Source organism: Xanthomonas hydrangeae (assembly GCF_032697525.1).
Lineage (GTDB): Bacteria > Pseudomonadota > Gammaproteobacteria > Xanthomonadales > Xanthomonadaceae > Xanthomonas > Xanthomonas hydrangeae.
This window is the reverse complement of the sequence record NZ_CP103836.1, coordinates 3,406,777-3,421,861: the sequence shown is the minus strand read 5'-3', so window position 1 is coordinate 3,421,861 and position 15,085 is coordinate 3,406,777. Positions and strand designations below refer to the sequence as shown.

Here is a 15,085-nt window from a genome sequence, read left to right as displayed (position 1 = left end):
AGATCTCCTCACCACGCAACAAACGGTGCTTGCGGTTTGCGATTAACGCTGAAAAACACAGGGCCGCATCAGCGGCCCCATGGAATGTCTGACGCAGCAGCGGCTTGACGCACGCCGCCACCGTCAGGAACAACGCATCAGCTCTTGACGTGAGCCTTCACGTAGTCGATCGCCTGCTGGACCGAGGTGATCTTTTCAGCCTCTTCGTCCGGGATCTCGCACTCGAACTCTTCTTCCAGCGCCATCACCAGCTCGACGGTGTCCAGCGAGTCGGCACCCAGGTCATCGACAAACGATGCGCTGGTAGTGACTTCCTCTTCCTTGACGCCGAGTTGTTCGACGACGATTTTCTTGACGCGTTCTTCGATGGTGCTCATTTGGGATATCGCTCCGGATGGAGTAGTGGTGGTACGAAAAAAACGCCATCGCCGCTGCGATGGCCGCGTTGGATAGTGTAGTGGAAGCGACCGAGCGTTGCATTGCATCACAACTCCCGGCCGATCAGCCACTTAGCGCCTCCCGGCGCCGCACGCTCATGGCATGTACATGCCGCCGTTGACGTGCAGGGTCTCACCGGTGATGTAACGGGCACTCGGGCCGGCCAGGAATGCCACCGCGTTGGCGATGTCCTCCGGCTGTCCCAGGTGGCCAAGTGCGATCTGCTGCAGCAACGCGGTCCGGGCCTCGTCCGGCAGCGCCTTGGTCATGTCGGTATCGATGAAGCCGGGCGCCACCACATTCACGGTGACCCCGCGCGAGCCGATTTCCTTGGCCAGCGACTTGGAGAACGCAATGATGCCGGCCTTGGCTGCGGCGTAGTTGGTTTGCCCGGGATTGCCGGTCACACCCACCACCGAGGCGATGTTGACGATGCGGCCCTTGCGCGCCTTCATCATGCCGCGCATCACCGCCTTGGAGGTGCGGAACACGCTGGTCAGATTGGTGTCGATGATCGCCTGCCAGTCGTCTTCCTTCATCCGCATCAACAGGTTATCGCGGGTGATCCCGGCATTGTTGACCAGAATCGAGATCGCCCCGAACTCCTTGCCGATCGCATCGATCAGGCCGTCGACCGCCGCCGCGTCGGTGACATTGAGTTCGCGCCCGTGACCGCCGTGGGCGGCCAGACGCGCGCCGATCGCGGCAGCGCCGGACGCCGAAGTGGCAGTGCCGATGACGGTGGCGCCCTGGGCGGCCAGCGTGTCGGCAATGGCCGCGCCGATCCCGCGACTGGCGCCGGTGACCAGGGCGATCTCACCCTGCAGTGGCTTGCTCATGAATTCTTTTCCTCGAAGGGGGACGTCGCAACCGTGATTGCGAACGTCGAGGGAGGCCGGCATGACACCGGCATATGCGTCGGAGGATCAGTGCGTCCACGCCTCAAGCGCGCCAGCGTAATCGGCAGGCGTGGCCAGAGGACGCGCATCCAGGCGCTTGTCGATGCGCTTGATCAGCCCGCTCAGCACCTTGCCCGGGCCGCATTCCGCGATCCGGGTGACGCCCTGGGCGGCCAGCGCCTGCACGCAGCCGGTCCACTGCACCGGCAGATACAGCTGCTCGGCCAGGGCCCTGCGAATCGCCTCGCTGCCGTCGTGCACGCGTGCATCCACGTTCTGCACCACCGGAATCTGCGGGGTGTGCCAGCTCAGGCCGGCCATCGCCTCGCTGAGCTGGTTGGCTGCATCGCGCATCAACGGGGTGTGCGAAGGCACGCTCACCGCCAGCTTGACCGCCTTGCGTACGCCGCGCTCGGCCAGCAAGGCCAGCGCGCGATCCACTGCGGCCGCATCGCCGCCGATGACGATCTGACCCGGCGAATTGAAGTTGGCCGGCACCACCACCTGGCTGCCCGCCGCCTCGGCACAGACCTCCAGCACCAGCGCATCTTCGGCGCCCAGCACTGCGGCCATCGCACCGACACCGGCCGGCGCGGCGGCCTGCATGAACTGGCCGCGCAGCCGTACCAAGTGCGCACCGTCGTGCAGCGACAAGGCACCGGCCGCGACCAATGCGGTGTATTCACCCAGGCTGTGGCCAGCCAGCACCGCAGGGCGTTGCCCGCGCTGCGCGCTCCACAACCGCCACACCGCCACGCCCGCGGCCAGCAAGGCCGGCTGGGTGTATTCGGTGCGGTTGAGCATCTCTTCCGGGCCGCCCTGCGACAGCGCCCACAGGTCGACGCCGGCGCCTTCGGAGGCTTCGGCGAAGGTTTCGCGAATCTGCGGATGCAGCTCGGACAGTTCGGCCAGCATCCCTAAGGACTGCGAGCCCTGGCCGGGAAACACGAAGGCGAGAGTGGATTCGGTCACGCGTTGCTGCCTACAAAAATCGAGCCGGGATGATACGTGCGAAATCGCCCTGGCGTCTGTACTGCCGCGTATGCAATACCCGGCCAGCGCGACCGCCGGCACACTTACAGCAATGCGTTGAGCAGGTCCATTTCGCCATCGGCCAGCCAGTCCACGCACATCACCAGCACCAGCACCACGGCCAGGGAAGTCGCCGCGTGGATGGCCTGGATGGCGCGCGCCAGTGCCCCGGCAGAGCGCCCCAGGCGACCGGTGAGCTGCGCAAACCGCTGCAATCGTCCGGTCACCACATGCGCATGCGCCGCTACGGCCGGGCCGGCCGCATCGAAGGCGCCCGTCATCAACCGCTGCAGCACCTCGCGGCGGCCGCGGTAGTACTTGGCCACGCCGTAGCCAAACACCAGCCAGTCGCGCGCCTGGGCCTGCGCCAGGTCCATCACTTCCAGCGGGTCTTCTTCGAAATCGATAAAGCCGACCGCCTGCCCGTCGAAGGTCATGTTGCGCGGAAGCGGTTGGCCGAAATACGCGCCATCGCGATGGGCGTCGGCAATGGCAGCCACCGCCAGCGCAATCAGGCGGTCGCGTTCGGGCGCATCCGCCTCGCGCAGGCAGCTGGCAAAGGAGCGGCCGTTGTCGCTGAGCACCAGGGCTGCCTGCCCGCAACCGACCACACGCGGCACATTGACCGCTTGCGCCTGCAGCTCGCCGAGCCGGCGCGCTTCCAGATCGCGTGCGGCATCACCGCCACGGTGCGGCGGTGGACGCAAGGCGTCCAGGCCCCAGCGGCGGGCGACGAAGTTGAGTGCTCCGAGCGAGACCGCCCGGTTGTCGCGGCGGTACTGCTTCAGCCAGACGCGCTGTCCGGCGATGACGATGGGTTCTGCCATAACGGGTCCGTCCCTGACGCTGTCGGGCATCGCCGGCGGACGCGGCGATGCCTGCGGGACTCAGTAGCGCAGCAGCGCCGAGCCCCAGGTAAATCCACCACCGAATGCTTCCAGCAGCAGCAATTGACCACGCTGCACGCGACCGGAACGAACCGCCTCGTCCAGCGCCAACGGCACCGAGGCCGAGGAGGTGTTGCCGTGGCGATCCACGGTGACCACCACCTGCTCCATCGGTAGCTCCAAGCGCTTGGCGGTGGCTTCGATGATGCGCATGTTGGCTTGATGCGGGATCAGCCAATCCAGGTCGCCCTTGCCCAGGCCATTGGCCACCAGGGTCTCGTCGACCACCGAGTCCAGTGCCTTGACCGCGTACTTGAAGACCTCGCTGCCCTTCATCAGCAACACGCCGCCGCCGTTCTTGCCTTCGCCGAAACCGACCGACACGCCGACCGGATCCCACAACAGCTCTTTCTTGCTGCCATCGGCATGCAGATGGGTGCTGAGGATGCCGGTTTCTTCGTCGGCCTTGAGCACCACCGCGCCAGCACCATCGCCGAACAGCACGCAGGTGGTGCGATCAGTCCAGTCGACGATACGGGTAAGCGTTTCTGCACCGACCACCAGCACGGTCTTGGCGTCGCCACTGCGGATGAACTTGTCGCCGACGCTGAGCGCATAGACGAAACCCGAACAGGCCGCGTTGACGTCGAATGCACCGCAACCGACATTGCCCAGCCGTGCCTGCAACAGGCAGGCAGTGGACGGGAAGATCAGGTCGGGAGTGGTGGTGCCGACCACGATCAGGTCGATCTCGTCGGCGCTGACGCCGGCCGCTTCCATCGCCTTCAGCGAGGCGAAATACGCCAGATCGCTGGTGGTCTGGTCGTCGGCAACGATATGACGCTCACGGATACCAGTGCGCGAGAAGATCCATTCATCGCTGGTGTCGACGATCTTGGACATATCGTCGTTGGTCAACACCTTTTCGGGCAAATAGCTACCCGTGCCCGCGATTCTGGAATAGATCCGCTTGCTCATGCTGTTTCCTAATGCAAGAGCCGCGGTGACCGACGGCTCCGGAAGAATCGAGGGTCGCCCGGCCGCTGTGTGCGGCGGGCGCCACGGATCAATCTTCTTGGACGGCCGACGACTTGGTCGCGATCACCTTCTTGCCGCGGTAGTAACCGTCAGCGGTGATGTGGTGGCGCAGATGGATCTCGCCGCTGGTCGGATCGGTCGACAGCTGCTTGGCGGTCAGGGCATCGTGCGAACGACGCTGGCCGCGACGGGACGGGGTGACTCGGGATTTCTGCACAGCCATGGGATTGCTCCAACTTAAGTTCGATAACTTGTCTGTCGAGTCGAACAGGACGCTCTACGCCCGCGTCGACCTGTCTTTCCGCCCTTAACAGCGGCGGTTACTGTTTCTTCAACGCTGCCAGCGCCGCGAACGGACTGGCCTTGTCTTGCTCTTCCTGAGTCGGAACCCACTCGGCCTCGACGGCTTCGCTTCCCGGCGCCATTGGCACCACCGGTACCGACAACACCAGCTCGTCCTCGACCAGATCCACCGCCCGCAGCATGCCATCTTCAGGCACCAGCAGCGCTTCGTATTCGGCCGGCAATGCAGCTTCGTCGGCCTCGTCACGGATCAAACCAAGACGCTGTCTGATTTGCACCGGGTACAGAAACCGTTGCAGGGTGCGCTGGCACGCCAGCGGCAGCTCGACATCGATACTGAGTTCGACATAAGCGACCTTCAACAGATTGTCCTGGTCGAATTCAAGCGAATAGACACATTCGCCCTCGGTATCGACAAGGCTTCCTTGCAGACGGGTCATCGCAGAGAGCGGGATGCGGCCATCGAAGCGCCTGCGCGCTGCGACCATCCGCCAAGCATCCAGCATTTCGGGTACGTTCGCGGACATAAGCCGCAGAATGTTAAAGACCCGCAGGTTCCGTGTCAAATGCGCCCATTCACACATGTCGCGCGGCGCGGCGGCTGGCAGACTCCCCTGCCCGTCTCCTCACAGCACGCCATGATGCCACGCCTGATCCTTGCCTCAACTTCCGTCTATCGGCGTGAGCTGCTCGGCCGCCTGCAACTGGATTTCAGCACAGTCCGCCCGGAGGTGGACGAGCAGGCGCAGCCCGGAGAATCCCCCGGCGCCCTGGCCAGCCGCCTTGCCGCCGAGAAAGCAGCAGCGGTAGCGGCGCACGTCCCCGATGCCTGGGTGATCGGCTCGGACCAGGTGGCCGACCTGGACGGCCAGGCCCTGGGCAAGCCGGGAACGCTGGACCAGGCGCGCGCGCAGCTGACCACGATGTCCGGCCGCGTGGTGCGCTTCCACACCGCCGTGAACTTGGTCGGCCCGGAGCGCAGCTTGCATGCGCGGGATCTCACCGAAGTACAGCTACGTCCGCTGACGCCTGCCGAGATCGAGCGCTACCTGGCCGCCGAGCCAGCGCTGGATTGCGCCGGCAGCTTCAAGTGCGAAGGCCTGGGCATCAGCCTGTTCGACGCCATCCGCTCGGAAGACCCCACCGCACTGGTCGGCCTGCCGCTGATCGCGCTGGCGCGGATATTGCGACAAGCGGGGTTTGAACTGCCCTGACTGAGCATGCCGCACGCGTGGTGGTTACAGGCGGACGTCACGTGCACGAGCGCAAGCAGTACGCGGCGGCTATTTCAGCCATCAGCCGCATTAACCTTGCAAACAAGCCATTAACATTGCAGACAAGCGCCGCTTGTGGGCGCGCACGCCCCTACTCGGGTCGGGCCAGCTGACAGAACTGATACGGGTAGTGCGCCTGCCCCACGTACGAGGAAAGCGTGCGGCAGCGCGTGGGATCCAGCGTCAGCCCGTATGCGGCCAGGCGCTGCTGCACGGCGCCGCGCACCGCACTGTCTGCGGCCGCAATGTCGATTGCCCTTGCCTTGGGCACATTGAGCACGCAGCGGCCTGGCTGCGAGGTCTCCAGCTCGGCACGCAGGCCATGCGCAACCAACCACCGCAGATGCGTGCACTGCGGCTGGACATCCCAGCCAACTTGCTTCGCCCAGCGATTCATTCGGTCGATACGCAACTGCTGCTTATCGCGCGCTGCACCCAACATTGCGTAGAGCTGCGGTCGCTCGGCGATCAACGCACGCACGCGCTGGCGGTACTGATCGGTCTCGGAGATATTGGTGGCCACGCCGATATAACGTGCCTGCTGCGGAAGCAGCGGCACCCGCCACGATTGCGGCTCGTCGCCGACCAATAACACCGTGGACGCAGATGGATCGCCTAACGTCGGTTGCTGCACCTGAAAACTCTCACGTGCCCAGGCTTCGTGACCCCAATCCTTCCATCCGAGCACCGCGACCAGCGCACACAGTCCGATCAACCAGGCAGCATTGCGATTGGCGCGTGTTGCGAATGCATGCTGGCACACGATCCAGAGCACCATCGGCGCAAGCAGCTCCAACACGACCAGGTAGCGATGAATGCTGAAAATTGCCTGCCACAGCGCGTAAGCAACGCCAAAAAACACCAGCAGGACAGCGGCTGAGCGATCGAGCCCGACTGGCCGCACTGACCGGCGCAGCACAGTGCGCCCGGCAGCGACCAGCACCACCGCATACAACACCGCCCACCCTGCCTGCACCAGGCCGAGATCGCCAATGCGCTGTGGCTTAAACGTAAACAGCAGCGGCCAGACCAGCTGTTCACTGATACTGCGCGGCAACCAACGCACATCGGCGATCGACACCGGCTGCGCCAGCGGAGATTTGAACACACCGTTGAATTGCGGAAACAACGGGTTGCCAAAATATTTCCAGACCTGCAAATACCAAGGCCAGGCCACCAGCACCAACACCAGCGCCGCAACGCAGGAGAGCACACTCAGGCTCAACACGCGCGAGCGCAGACGCCCGCCATCGCACAGCACTGCAGGTGCCAGTGCCAGCGCGTAGAGCGCATTAGTGAGCTTGAGCGAGACAGCCAAACCGATCAATGCGCCAGCAATGCCCCATAGATGCAAGGCGTGCGCGCCCTGACGCGCCCGCGCTTGCGCCGAGAGCACGATCGCCAACGCCGCCAACACCGGGATCGCGCTGGCGGTATCGCCCATGGTGCCGCCAAGTTCGGACAGAAACACCGCGCTGCACATGCCGGCAACTGCAAACAGCGGCGCCCATTGGGCGCGTCGCGATTGCTCGGCCAATAGGCGCCATGCCACTGCCGCCACCGGCACGAACACCACCGCATGCAGGGCACCCAGCAGCAGCCCTGCCACCGGCCCGGGAAGCTGCAGCATCAACCAGGCATGCAGCACATCGAGCAATGGGCTGAAGTAACTCTGCATCTGCGCCGGAGCCAGATCCACGCCCAGCCGATCGTGTGCCCAGGCATCGCCGATATACAGGTGATAGTTGCGCAGATCCCAGTTGGCGTCCTGGCCCAAGCCCAGCGACAGCAGCGCACCCAACAGCACCACCACAATCGCCGCCGAGACGATCTGGCGTGACGAATGAAAGCCGAAATGGCGATCTAACCAGCACAACACCCGCTGTCGCCGGTTGACCGGAGTCGATGTCGCGATGGGTGCCATCAGCGTGCAGCTCCATGCGCGCGCACGGCGACAAGCGTGCCGACGCCCGGCTCGGCCAGATACGCCAGATGCTTGGCTTCGACGCGTCCGCGTGTGACCGTGTCCAGGATCAGCCCGCACGCCAGCAATAGGAACCCCAGCAGCATCAGCGCCACACACAGGATCGCCGTGGGAAAGCGCGGCACCAGACCGGTCTGGAAATAGGTTTCGAACAACGGAATCGCCAGCACGATCGACAGCGTGGCGCTGAACAGAAAACCGATCGAAAAGAACAACAACGGTCGCTCGGCCTTGAACAACTTGGCAATGGTGGTGAGGATGCGCCAGCCGTCGCGCCAGGTATTCAACTTGCTTTGCGAACCTTCCGGGCGCACGCCGTAGACGGTTTCAACCTCGGCCACCGGCATGCGCAACTGCAGTGCGTGCACGGCCAGTTCGGTTTCGGTTTCGAAGCCCTGCGCATGCGCCGCGAAGGATTTGACATAGCGCCGCGAGAACACGCGATAGCCGGACAACATGTCGTCGAAACTGCGACCGAACAGCAGCCCGGCGCAACGGGTCAGCAGGACGTTGCCGAAGCGATGACCGGGCCGATAGGCGGCCTGCTGCTGGTCGCGGCGCGCGCCGACCACCATGTCCAGGCGCTCGTCGATCAACTTGCGCACCAGCAGCGGTGCGGCAGCCGCGTCGTAAGTGGCATCGCCATCGACCAGCACGTAGATATCGGCCTCCACATCGGCGAACCCACGCCGCACCACGTTGCCTTTTCCCTGCAACGCAACGCGACATACCTGCGCGCCTGCCGCCGCTGCAATCGCTGCGGTGGCGTCGCTGGAATTATTGTCCAGCACATGGATCGCTGCGCCCGGCAGGGCCGCAGCAAACGCGCCAACCACCGACGCGACCGTTGCCGCCTCGTTATGGCAAGGCACCAGCACGGCGATTCGAATCCCGGACACGGGAATGGGATGCATAACAGTCAGGGCGTCGGTCATTGCGTGATCAAGGTGCGGAAACGGTGATGGGCTGTTCCCACCAATCCTCGACGCTGCCATCGTGACCGTGCAGGCGCAGCCCCAGCCAATGCGTGCCCGGCGGCACCGCGTGGGTGTCGAGCGTGGCGGTGAAGCCGACGTTGGGGTGTTGCGGGTCGGTGGAGATCTTCCAGTACGGGCGCACATCGAGCAGCGTGCCGTAGTCGGCCTGCGCGGCCGGGCGGCCGTCGAGCAGCAGTTCTACATCCGACAAACCGACGCCGTCCTTGAATGCCCAGCCGCGCACTTGCACCTGCCCGGACACGCTTACAGCGGGCAGCGGCGTATCGATCCAGGCCATCGCCGGAGCGATGCACGGGCCGGGCTGACGTTGTGCGGGCAGTGCGAACAACAGAAAGCGTTGATAGCCATGGTCGGTCGATACCACGGTGGGCGGCGGCAACGGCCCGACCATGTCGCAGATGGCGTGGTAACGCTTCAGCAGGTCGCGATAGCGCTGATCGCTGGGCGAGAGCACCAGCAGGCGTGGTCCGGCACGCGTGCCGTCACTGAGCAATCCCCACTGCAGCAACTGCGCGCCGCGTCCGTGCTTGTCGTTCAAGTCCGCGCGCAGCACTTCCACGTTGGCATCGTGCAACTGGAAACCGAGCTCGGCGCCGACCTTGAAGTTTTCCGCCAGCACCCGCGTGCCAGGCGGCATCTGCGCAAGTTTGACCTTAACCGCGCCCGCCAGATGGTTCCATCCCGCGAAATTGCGCGGGTAGTATTTTTCGCCGGCCGCATGCGCACGAATCGACGGCACCGACACCGCCAGGTAATAGCCGTATGCGCCCAACGTGCCGAGCAAGGCGATCACCCATGCGGCGCGACGCAGCGCATGCGGCCAGCGCATCAGGATCACCGGCACCGCAACCAGCAAGGCCAGATAGCCCGGCAGCGGCCAATGGAAGCTGATCCGCTCGGCGTCGCTGAAGAAGCCGAGCACGAAGATCGCCACAGTCGAAATGCCGCCCAGCAAGCCGAAGTATCGCCATTGCGCACGCGAGCCGCCGCCGGCACGCGTGCCAGCCAGCCCGACCTTGACCATCGCCCAGGCCAGCAGCGGGGTCACCAGCACCGCCTGTATCAGCAAGAACCACAGTCCGGTGATCTGGAAGCGCCATGGATGCCGGTCGACCAACTGGAAGCGCAGCCCGGCCTCGTCATGGTCGGTATTCCAGAACAACAGCGGCAGCCAGCTCATCGCGCCCACCGTCAGCGCCATCCAGATGCGTGGGTCGCGCATGACCGCGCGCCCCTGCGGAATGCACAGCAACGCGATGCAGCCCACCCCGATCACGCCGACAAAGCGGTAGTGGCTGAGTGCACCGATCACCAGGCCAATGGCGAGCTCGAGCGCACTGGTGGCATCGACCTCGCGCAGCAGCCGCGCGCCGGCATCCATGCACAGCACCGCCGCCAGCGCCATCGGCACATCCGGCACCGCCAGGATGCCGAGCGTGGCCGAGAGCGGCATCAGCAAGGCCAGGCTGCCGGCCTGCCAGCCCAGCGTGGAGCCGAACCAGCGTGTGGCGATATGCGCGATCAGCCACGGCAGCAGCGCGGCGATGGCCAGAAACGGCAGACGCAAGGCCAGCAGATGATGTCCGCCGACTTCCACACCCAGCCGCGCCAGCCAGGCCGTCATGCCGGGCAGATCCGAATACGCGGCGGCCAGATGCTGGCCTTCCTGCCAATAGAACGCCTCGTCCACGAACAGTGGCAGCCGCGCGGCAATCAACAGCTTGACGGCTGTCGCCAGTGTCCACAGGATCACGAAAGTGCGATGTGCGCGTTGGTCCCCTTGCATTGCCCTCTGCACTCTTCTTTTCACCTACGGAATTGTGATGTCGACACCGCTGCGCTCCACGGAAATGCTAACCGATGCGCTGCGCCAATCGCTGCGGCGCGCACAAGACCAGGTCAATTCGCTATTGCTGGGCAAGGCGCAGGAAGTGCGTTTGGCATTCGTGGCGCTGCTGTCCGGCGGGCATTTGCTGATCGAGGACCTTCCCGGCCTGGGCAAGACCACCCTCGCCCACGCGATGGCCTCCAGCCTGGGGCTGGGCTTTCAGCGCGTGCAGTTCACCTCCGACCTGCTGCCGGCAGACGTGCTGGGCGTATCGGTGTACGACGCCGCCTCGCGCCAGTTTCAGTTCCATCCCGGCCCGGTGTTCACCAACGTGCTGCTGGCCGACGAAATCAACCGCGCGCCGCCACGCACGCAAAGCTCGCTGCTCGAAGCCATGGCCGAACAGCAGGTCACGCTCGACGGCGTCACCCATGCGTTGCCGGAACCCTTTTTCGTGATCGCCACGCAGAACCCGGTCGATCTGTCCGGCACCTTCCCGCTGCCGGATTCGCAACTGGACCGCTTCCTGCTGCGGCTCAGCCTGGGCTACCCCAGCGCCGATGCCGAACGCGCACTGCTCTCCGGCGTGGACCGGCGCGAATTGATCGCCCAGACGGTGCCGCAACTCAGCGATAGCGACGTGGTCGCGCTGCGCGCGGTGGTCAGCCAGATCCATACCAGCGATGCGCTGATCGGCTATGTGCAGGCGTTGCTGCTGCGCAGCCGCCAGCACGCCGGGGTACGCGTCGGTCTGTCGCCGCGTGCCGGTATCGCGTTGCTGCGCGCGGCCAAGGCCTACGCGTTGCTGCTCGGGCGCGAGCACGTGCTGCCGGAAGACGTGCAGGCGTTGTTCGTGGCCGTGGCCGGGCATCGGCTGGTGCCAGAGGCCGAATCGTCGTCCGGGCCGGCACTGGCCAAGGCGCTGCTGCACAGCGTGCCGGTGGACTGACCAACGTGCGTGCGCACTTGCGCGGCATCGGCCGCCGCCTCAGCCTGCTGGCGCGTCCGCGGGGCGCGGAGGCCTTGCCGATCGTGCTGGATCGGCGGCGCATCTACGTGCTGCCCACACGTTTCGGGCTGTTCGTCACCGCCTTGCTGCTGGCGATGCTGCTGGGTGCGTTGAACTACAACAACAACCCCGCCCTGCTGCTGGCCTTGCTGCTGGCGACCGCCGGGATTGCCAGCAGCATCATGGCGCACCTGCAATTGTCGGCGCTGCGCATCGAGGCGGTGTCGGCCGAGCCGGTGATCGCAGGCGAGCCATTACGCATGCGCGTATCACTGGCGCGTCGCGACACCCGCGTACGTCGCGGATTGCGTCTGGACCATCTGGAAAGCAGCGGTTTCTGCTCGTTGATCGAGCAGGACATGGCCGATGTCGACCTGCTGGTGCCCACCGAGCGACGCGGCTGGCAGGACATCGAACGCATCCGCCTGTCCAGCACCCAGCCGCTGGGGCTGGTGCGCGCCTGGTCGTGGGTCTGGCCGGAAACGCCGCTGCTGGCCTATCCCAAGCCGGAAGAACAGGGGCCGGCATTGCCCGAGGGCGCCGGTTCGCCCAACCAGACCCGTCTGCACCCGCAAGGCGAGGAGCTGCACCAGTTGCGCCCATATCGCGCCGGCGATGCGCCACGCACGATTTCCTGGAAGCACTCCGCGCGCCGCGACAGCCTGCTGGTGCGCGAATACGAGCAGCCCCTGGGCATCGAAGTCACGCTGGACTGGCGCACGCTCAACGCGCTGCCCTACGAGCGCCGCATCGCGCGCCTGGCGCGCTGGGTCAACCTGGCCGAGCGCGATGGGCGACGCTACCGGTTGCTGCTGCCGGGCCAGCCGCCACTGGGTCCTGCACAAGGGCCCTCGCATCATCATCTGTGTCTGCGCACCCTGGCCCTGCTTCCTCATGACTGAGCCGTCCCTCCCGATCACCCAGGCCAGCCGCGGTTGGGTGCTGGCCACCAGTTGGCTGGCGCTGGCGCCGTTGCTGTTGCAGCTGCCGGGGTTGCTCGCCGGCACCATCGCCATCGCTGCCGTGCTGGTCGGCGTGCTGAGTTGGCGCGGCACCTTGATGGCCCCGGTGCGGCTATTGCTGGTGGTCGCGATGCTGGCGGCGGTGTATTGGCAGATCGGCATGCGCTTCGGGCGCGACACCGGCTGCGCGGTGCTGGCCGCGATGCTGGCGATCAAGGCTTCCGAACTGCGCACCTTGCGCGACGCGCGCAGCCTGCTGGGCTTTGCATTGTTCGCCCCATTCGCAGCGTTTCTGCTCGACCAGGGGCCGGCGACGATGGGCCTGGCGCTGCTGGCGGTGGTCAGCGCGCTACTCAGCATGCAGCGGCTGGCCGACGAGGAGCACCGCACCGGCACGCCGGCCCTGCGCCTGCAACTGCGCAGCATCGGCAAACTGGTCGCCATCGGCGTGCCGTTGGCGCTGGCCACGTTCTGGTTGCTGCCGCGGCTGAGTTCGCCGCTGTGGGGCGTGCCCGAGCGCGCGCTGTCGCGTCCCGGCCTGTCGGACAACATGTCGCCGGGCGAATGGATCGACCTGATGGCCGACGACAGCCCGGCCTTGCGCGTGCAGTTCACCGGCAAGGCACCGCCGCCAGAGCAACGCTATTGGCGTGGGCCGGTGATGTGGGACTTCGACGGCCGCACCTGGCAGCGTGCGCGCTGGACCGGTCGCGGCCAACCTGCGGCGGTCACTGCCGGGCCGCAGACCTACCGCTACCGCCTGGACTATGAACCCACCGACCGTCGCCAACTGGTGTCGCTGGACCTGCCCACGCAAGCAGTGGCCAACGCCGAGCTGTCGCCCGACTACGAACTGTTTGCGCAGCGCCCACTAAGCGCGTTGACGCGTTGGGAGCTGCAGTCGGCACCACCGGCACGCTTCGACACCGACCTTCCAGACCAACTGCGCAAGCGTGCGCTCGCCCTGCCGCCCGGTTTCAATCCACGCACGCTCACCCTTGCAAGGCAATGGCGCGCGGAAGCCGGCAGCAACGACGATGCCGTGGTGCGGCGCGCGCTGCAGTGGATCACCCGCGAATTCGCCTACACGCTGGATACGCCGCTGCTCGGCCGCAATAGCGTCGACGAGTTCCTGTTTCAACAGAAAGCCGGTTTCTGCGAGCACTTCAGCTCTTCGTTCGTGGTGCTGATGCGCGCGGCCGGCATTCCGGCGCGGGTGGTCACCGGTTATGCCGGCGGCACCTACAACGGCTTCGGCAATTACTGGGTGGTGCGGCGCATGGATGCGCATGCCTGGACCGAAGTCTGGCTGACGGGGCGCGGCTGGGTGCGCGTGGACCCCACCGCCGCAGTGGCGCCGGAACGCATCTACGACACGCTCGAAGATCGCGTACAAACCGGTGCAGATAACAACTTCGCCCAGCTCGGTGCCTGGGAAAGCCTTGCCCAGGTCAGCGACCTGCTGCGCCGCGGCTGGAACGACCTGGTGCTGTCCTTCGATGCCGACCGCCAGCAACGCCTGTTGCAGCCGTTCGGCATCGATCGCCTCGACACCATGCAGCTGGCCGCCATCTTCGGCATCTTCGCCGTCAGCGCACTGGTCTGGATGGGCTGGTTGCTGGCGCGCGGCGAGCGTGAGCGCGACCCGCTGCTGCGTGCCTGGCATCGCCTGGGCCGCCGCTACGACAAGCTCGGCCTGGCCCGCGAACCACACGAACCTGCCATTGCCTGGGCGCAACGTGTCGCCCGTTCACACCCGAATCCGGCATTGTTGGCACTCAGCCAACGTTTCGCTGCCGCGCGCTACGCTGGCGCTGATTCGGACAGCGCCTCACTCCTCAAAGATCTGCAGCAGCATCGCCCGCGAACCGGAGCTTCCTCATGAGTACCCGCTTTCTTCTTCCCATTGTCGCCGCGCTCGGGCTCGCCGCCTGCGCCACCGCGCCCAAGCCGCTGCAGGGTCAGTTCCCTACGGTCAGTCCGAGCGATTCCACCGCCAGCGCCCAGGTTGGCACGTCGGTGCGCTGGGGCGGCAAGATCATCCAGACCAAGCCCGGGCAGGGCCAGACCTGCTTCGAGCTGATCTCGCGTCCGCTCAACGCCAGTGGCCGTCCGGACCGCAACGCCGTGGACGCCAGCGATGGCCGCTTCCTGGCCTGCCGCTCGGGCTTCTACGATCCGGCCGTGTTCGAGCCCGGCCGCGAAGTGACCTTCATCGGCAAGATCGAAGGCTATGAAACCACCAAGATCGGCGAGTACGACTACAAGCTGCCCAAGGTGAATGCCGACGTGGTCTACCTGTGGCCGGTCGTGCGCGAGGTGGATGTGGTGCCGGCCTACCCGTACGGCCCGTGGGGCGACCCGTGGGGTCCGCGCTGGGGCGGCGGCTGGGGCTGGGGCCGCGGCTGGTGGTAATCGACCGCTAAAATAGTT

General features: G+C 65.7%; 15 protein-coding genes. 5 read left to right on the top strand and 10 right to left on the bottom strand.

Features of this window, described 5'->3' with window-relative positions:
* Positions 1–137: 137 nt before the first annotated feature.
* The 7 genes from acpP to NYR97_RS14645 form a co-directional block, all read right to left on the bottom strand.
* Positions 138–377 carry an acyl carrier protein gene (gene acpP / locus NYR97_RS14675; protein ID WP_002814322.1) on the bottom strand — a complete coding sequence of 80 codons (240 nt, stop codon included), beginning with the start codon at positions 375–377 and terminating at the stop codon, positions 138–140.
* A gap of 156 nt (positions 378–533) precedes the next feature.
* Positions 534–1,277 (bottom strand): 3-oxoacyl-ACP reductase FabG, encoded by a 744-nt coding sequence (fabG, locus tag NYR97_RS14670; protein ID WP_316694139.1) that lies wholly within the window; start codon positions 1,275–1,277, stop codon positions 534–536.
* 87 nt (positions 1,278–1,364) lie between these two features.
* Positions 1,365–2,309 carry an ACP S-malonyltransferase gene (fabD, locus tag NYR97_RS14665; protein ID WP_205392178.1) on the bottom strand — a complete coding sequence of 315 codons (945 nt, stop codon included), beginning with the start codon at positions 2,307–2,309 and terminating at the stop codon, positions 1,365–1,367.
* A gap of 104 nt (positions 2,310–2,413) precedes the next feature.
* A complete protein-coding gene (locus tag NYR97_RS14660) occupies positions 2,414–3,196 on the bottom strand; it encodes a BUD32 family EKC/KEOPS complex subunit (RefSeq protein WP_316694136.1) in 783 nt (260 codons plus the stop codon).
* Positions 3,197–3,256: 60 nt separating this feature from the next.
* Entirely contained in the window at positions 3,257–4,234 is a 978-nt protein-coding gene (locus NYR97_RS14655) for a beta-ketoacyl-ACP synthase III (RefSeq protein WP_205392180.1), read from the bottom strand.
* An 88-nt stretch (positions 4,235–4,322) separates the two neighbouring features.
* Positions 4,323–4,517 carry a 50S ribosomal protein L32 gene (rpmF, locus tag NYR97_RS14650; protein ID WP_003483870.1) on the bottom strand — a complete coding sequence of 65 codons (195 nt, stop codon included), beginning with the start codon at positions 4,515–4,517 and terminating at the stop codon, positions 4,323–4,325.
* 97 nt (positions 4,518–4,614) lie between these two features.
* Complete coding sequence (locus NYR97_RS14645) at positions 4,615–5,124, bottom strand: YceD family protein (protein WP_043907086.1); 510 nt, start codon at positions 5,122–5,124, stop codon at positions 4,615–4,617.
* A gap of 111 nt (positions 5,125–5,235) precedes the next feature.
* On the opposite strand from NYR97_RS14645, the gene NYR97_RS14640 reads away from it, so the two are divergent.
* On the top strand, positions 5,236–5,811 hold the full coding sequence (locus NYR97_RS14640) for a Maf family protein (RefSeq protein WP_316694133.1): 576 nt from the start codon (positions 5,236–5,238) through the stop codon (positions 5,809–5,811).
* Positions 5,812–5,962: 151 nt separating this feature from the next.
* On the opposite strand, the gene NYR97_RS14635 is transcribed toward NYR97_RS14640, so the two are convergent.
* The 3 genes from NYR97_RS14635 to NYR97_RS14625 are packed head-to-tail and all read right to left on the bottom strand — an operon-like array spanning position 5,963 to position 10,639.
* On the bottom strand, positions 5,963–7,795 hold the full coding sequence (locus NYR97_RS14635) for a hypothetical protein (RefSeq protein ID WP_316694132.1): 1,833 nt from the start codon (positions 7,793–7,795) through the stop codon (positions 5,963–5,965).
* The gene (locus NYR97_RS14630; RefSeq protein WP_316694131.1) at positions 7,795–8,790 is read right to left on the bottom strand and encodes a glycosyltransferase family 2 protein; all 996 of its coding nucleotides are present in this window, start codon (positions 8,788–8,790) and stop codon (positions 7,795–7,797) included. Before NYR97_RS14630 ends, NYR97_RS14635 begins: the two co-directional genes overlap by 1 nt.
* A 7-nt stretch (positions 8,791–8,797) precedes the next feature.
* On the bottom strand, positions 8,798–10,639 hold the full coding sequence (locus tag NYR97_RS14625; protein ID WP_316694129.1) for a glycosyltransferase family 39 protein: 1,842 nt from the start codon (positions 10,637–10,639) through the stop codon (positions 8,798–8,800).
* 37 nt (positions 10,640–10,676) lie between these two features.
* Between NYR97_RS14625 and NYR97_RS14620 the strand changes: the two genes are divergently transcribed.
* From NYR97_RS14620 to NYR97_RS14605, 4 genes are read left to right on the top strand one after another with little or no spacing between them, the layout of a single operon-like run.
* Positions 10,677–11,630: an AAA family ATPase gene (locus tag NYR97_RS14620; protein WP_316694128.1), complete on the top strand. Its 954-nt coding sequence runs from the start codon at positions 10,677–10,679 to the stop codon at positions 11,628–11,630.
* A 5-nt stretch (positions 11,631–11,635) separates the two neighbouring features.
* The gene (locus NYR97_RS14615) at positions 11,636–12,592 is read left to right on the top strand and encodes a DUF58 domain-containing protein (protein WP_316694127.1); all 957 of its coding nucleotides are present in this window, start codon (positions 11,636–11,638) and stop codon (positions 12,590–12,592) included.
* Positions 12,585–14,537 (top strand): transglutaminase TgpA family protein, encoded by a 1,953-nt coding sequence (locus NYR97_RS14610; protein ID WP_316694125.1) that lies wholly within the window; start codon positions 12,585–12,587, stop codon positions 14,535–14,537. The genes NYR97_RS14615 and NYR97_RS14610 overlap by 8 nt, the downstream gene beginning before the upstream one ends.
* Positions 14,534–15,067, top strand: a complete 534-nt coding sequence (locus NYR97_RS14605) for a Slp family lipoprotein (protein WP_016902527.1) — start codon at positions 14,534–14,536, stop codon at positions 15,065–15,067. The genes NYR97_RS14610 and NYR97_RS14605 overlap by 4 nt, the downstream gene beginning before the upstream one ends.
* Positions 15,068–15,085: the final 18 nt, after the last annotated feature.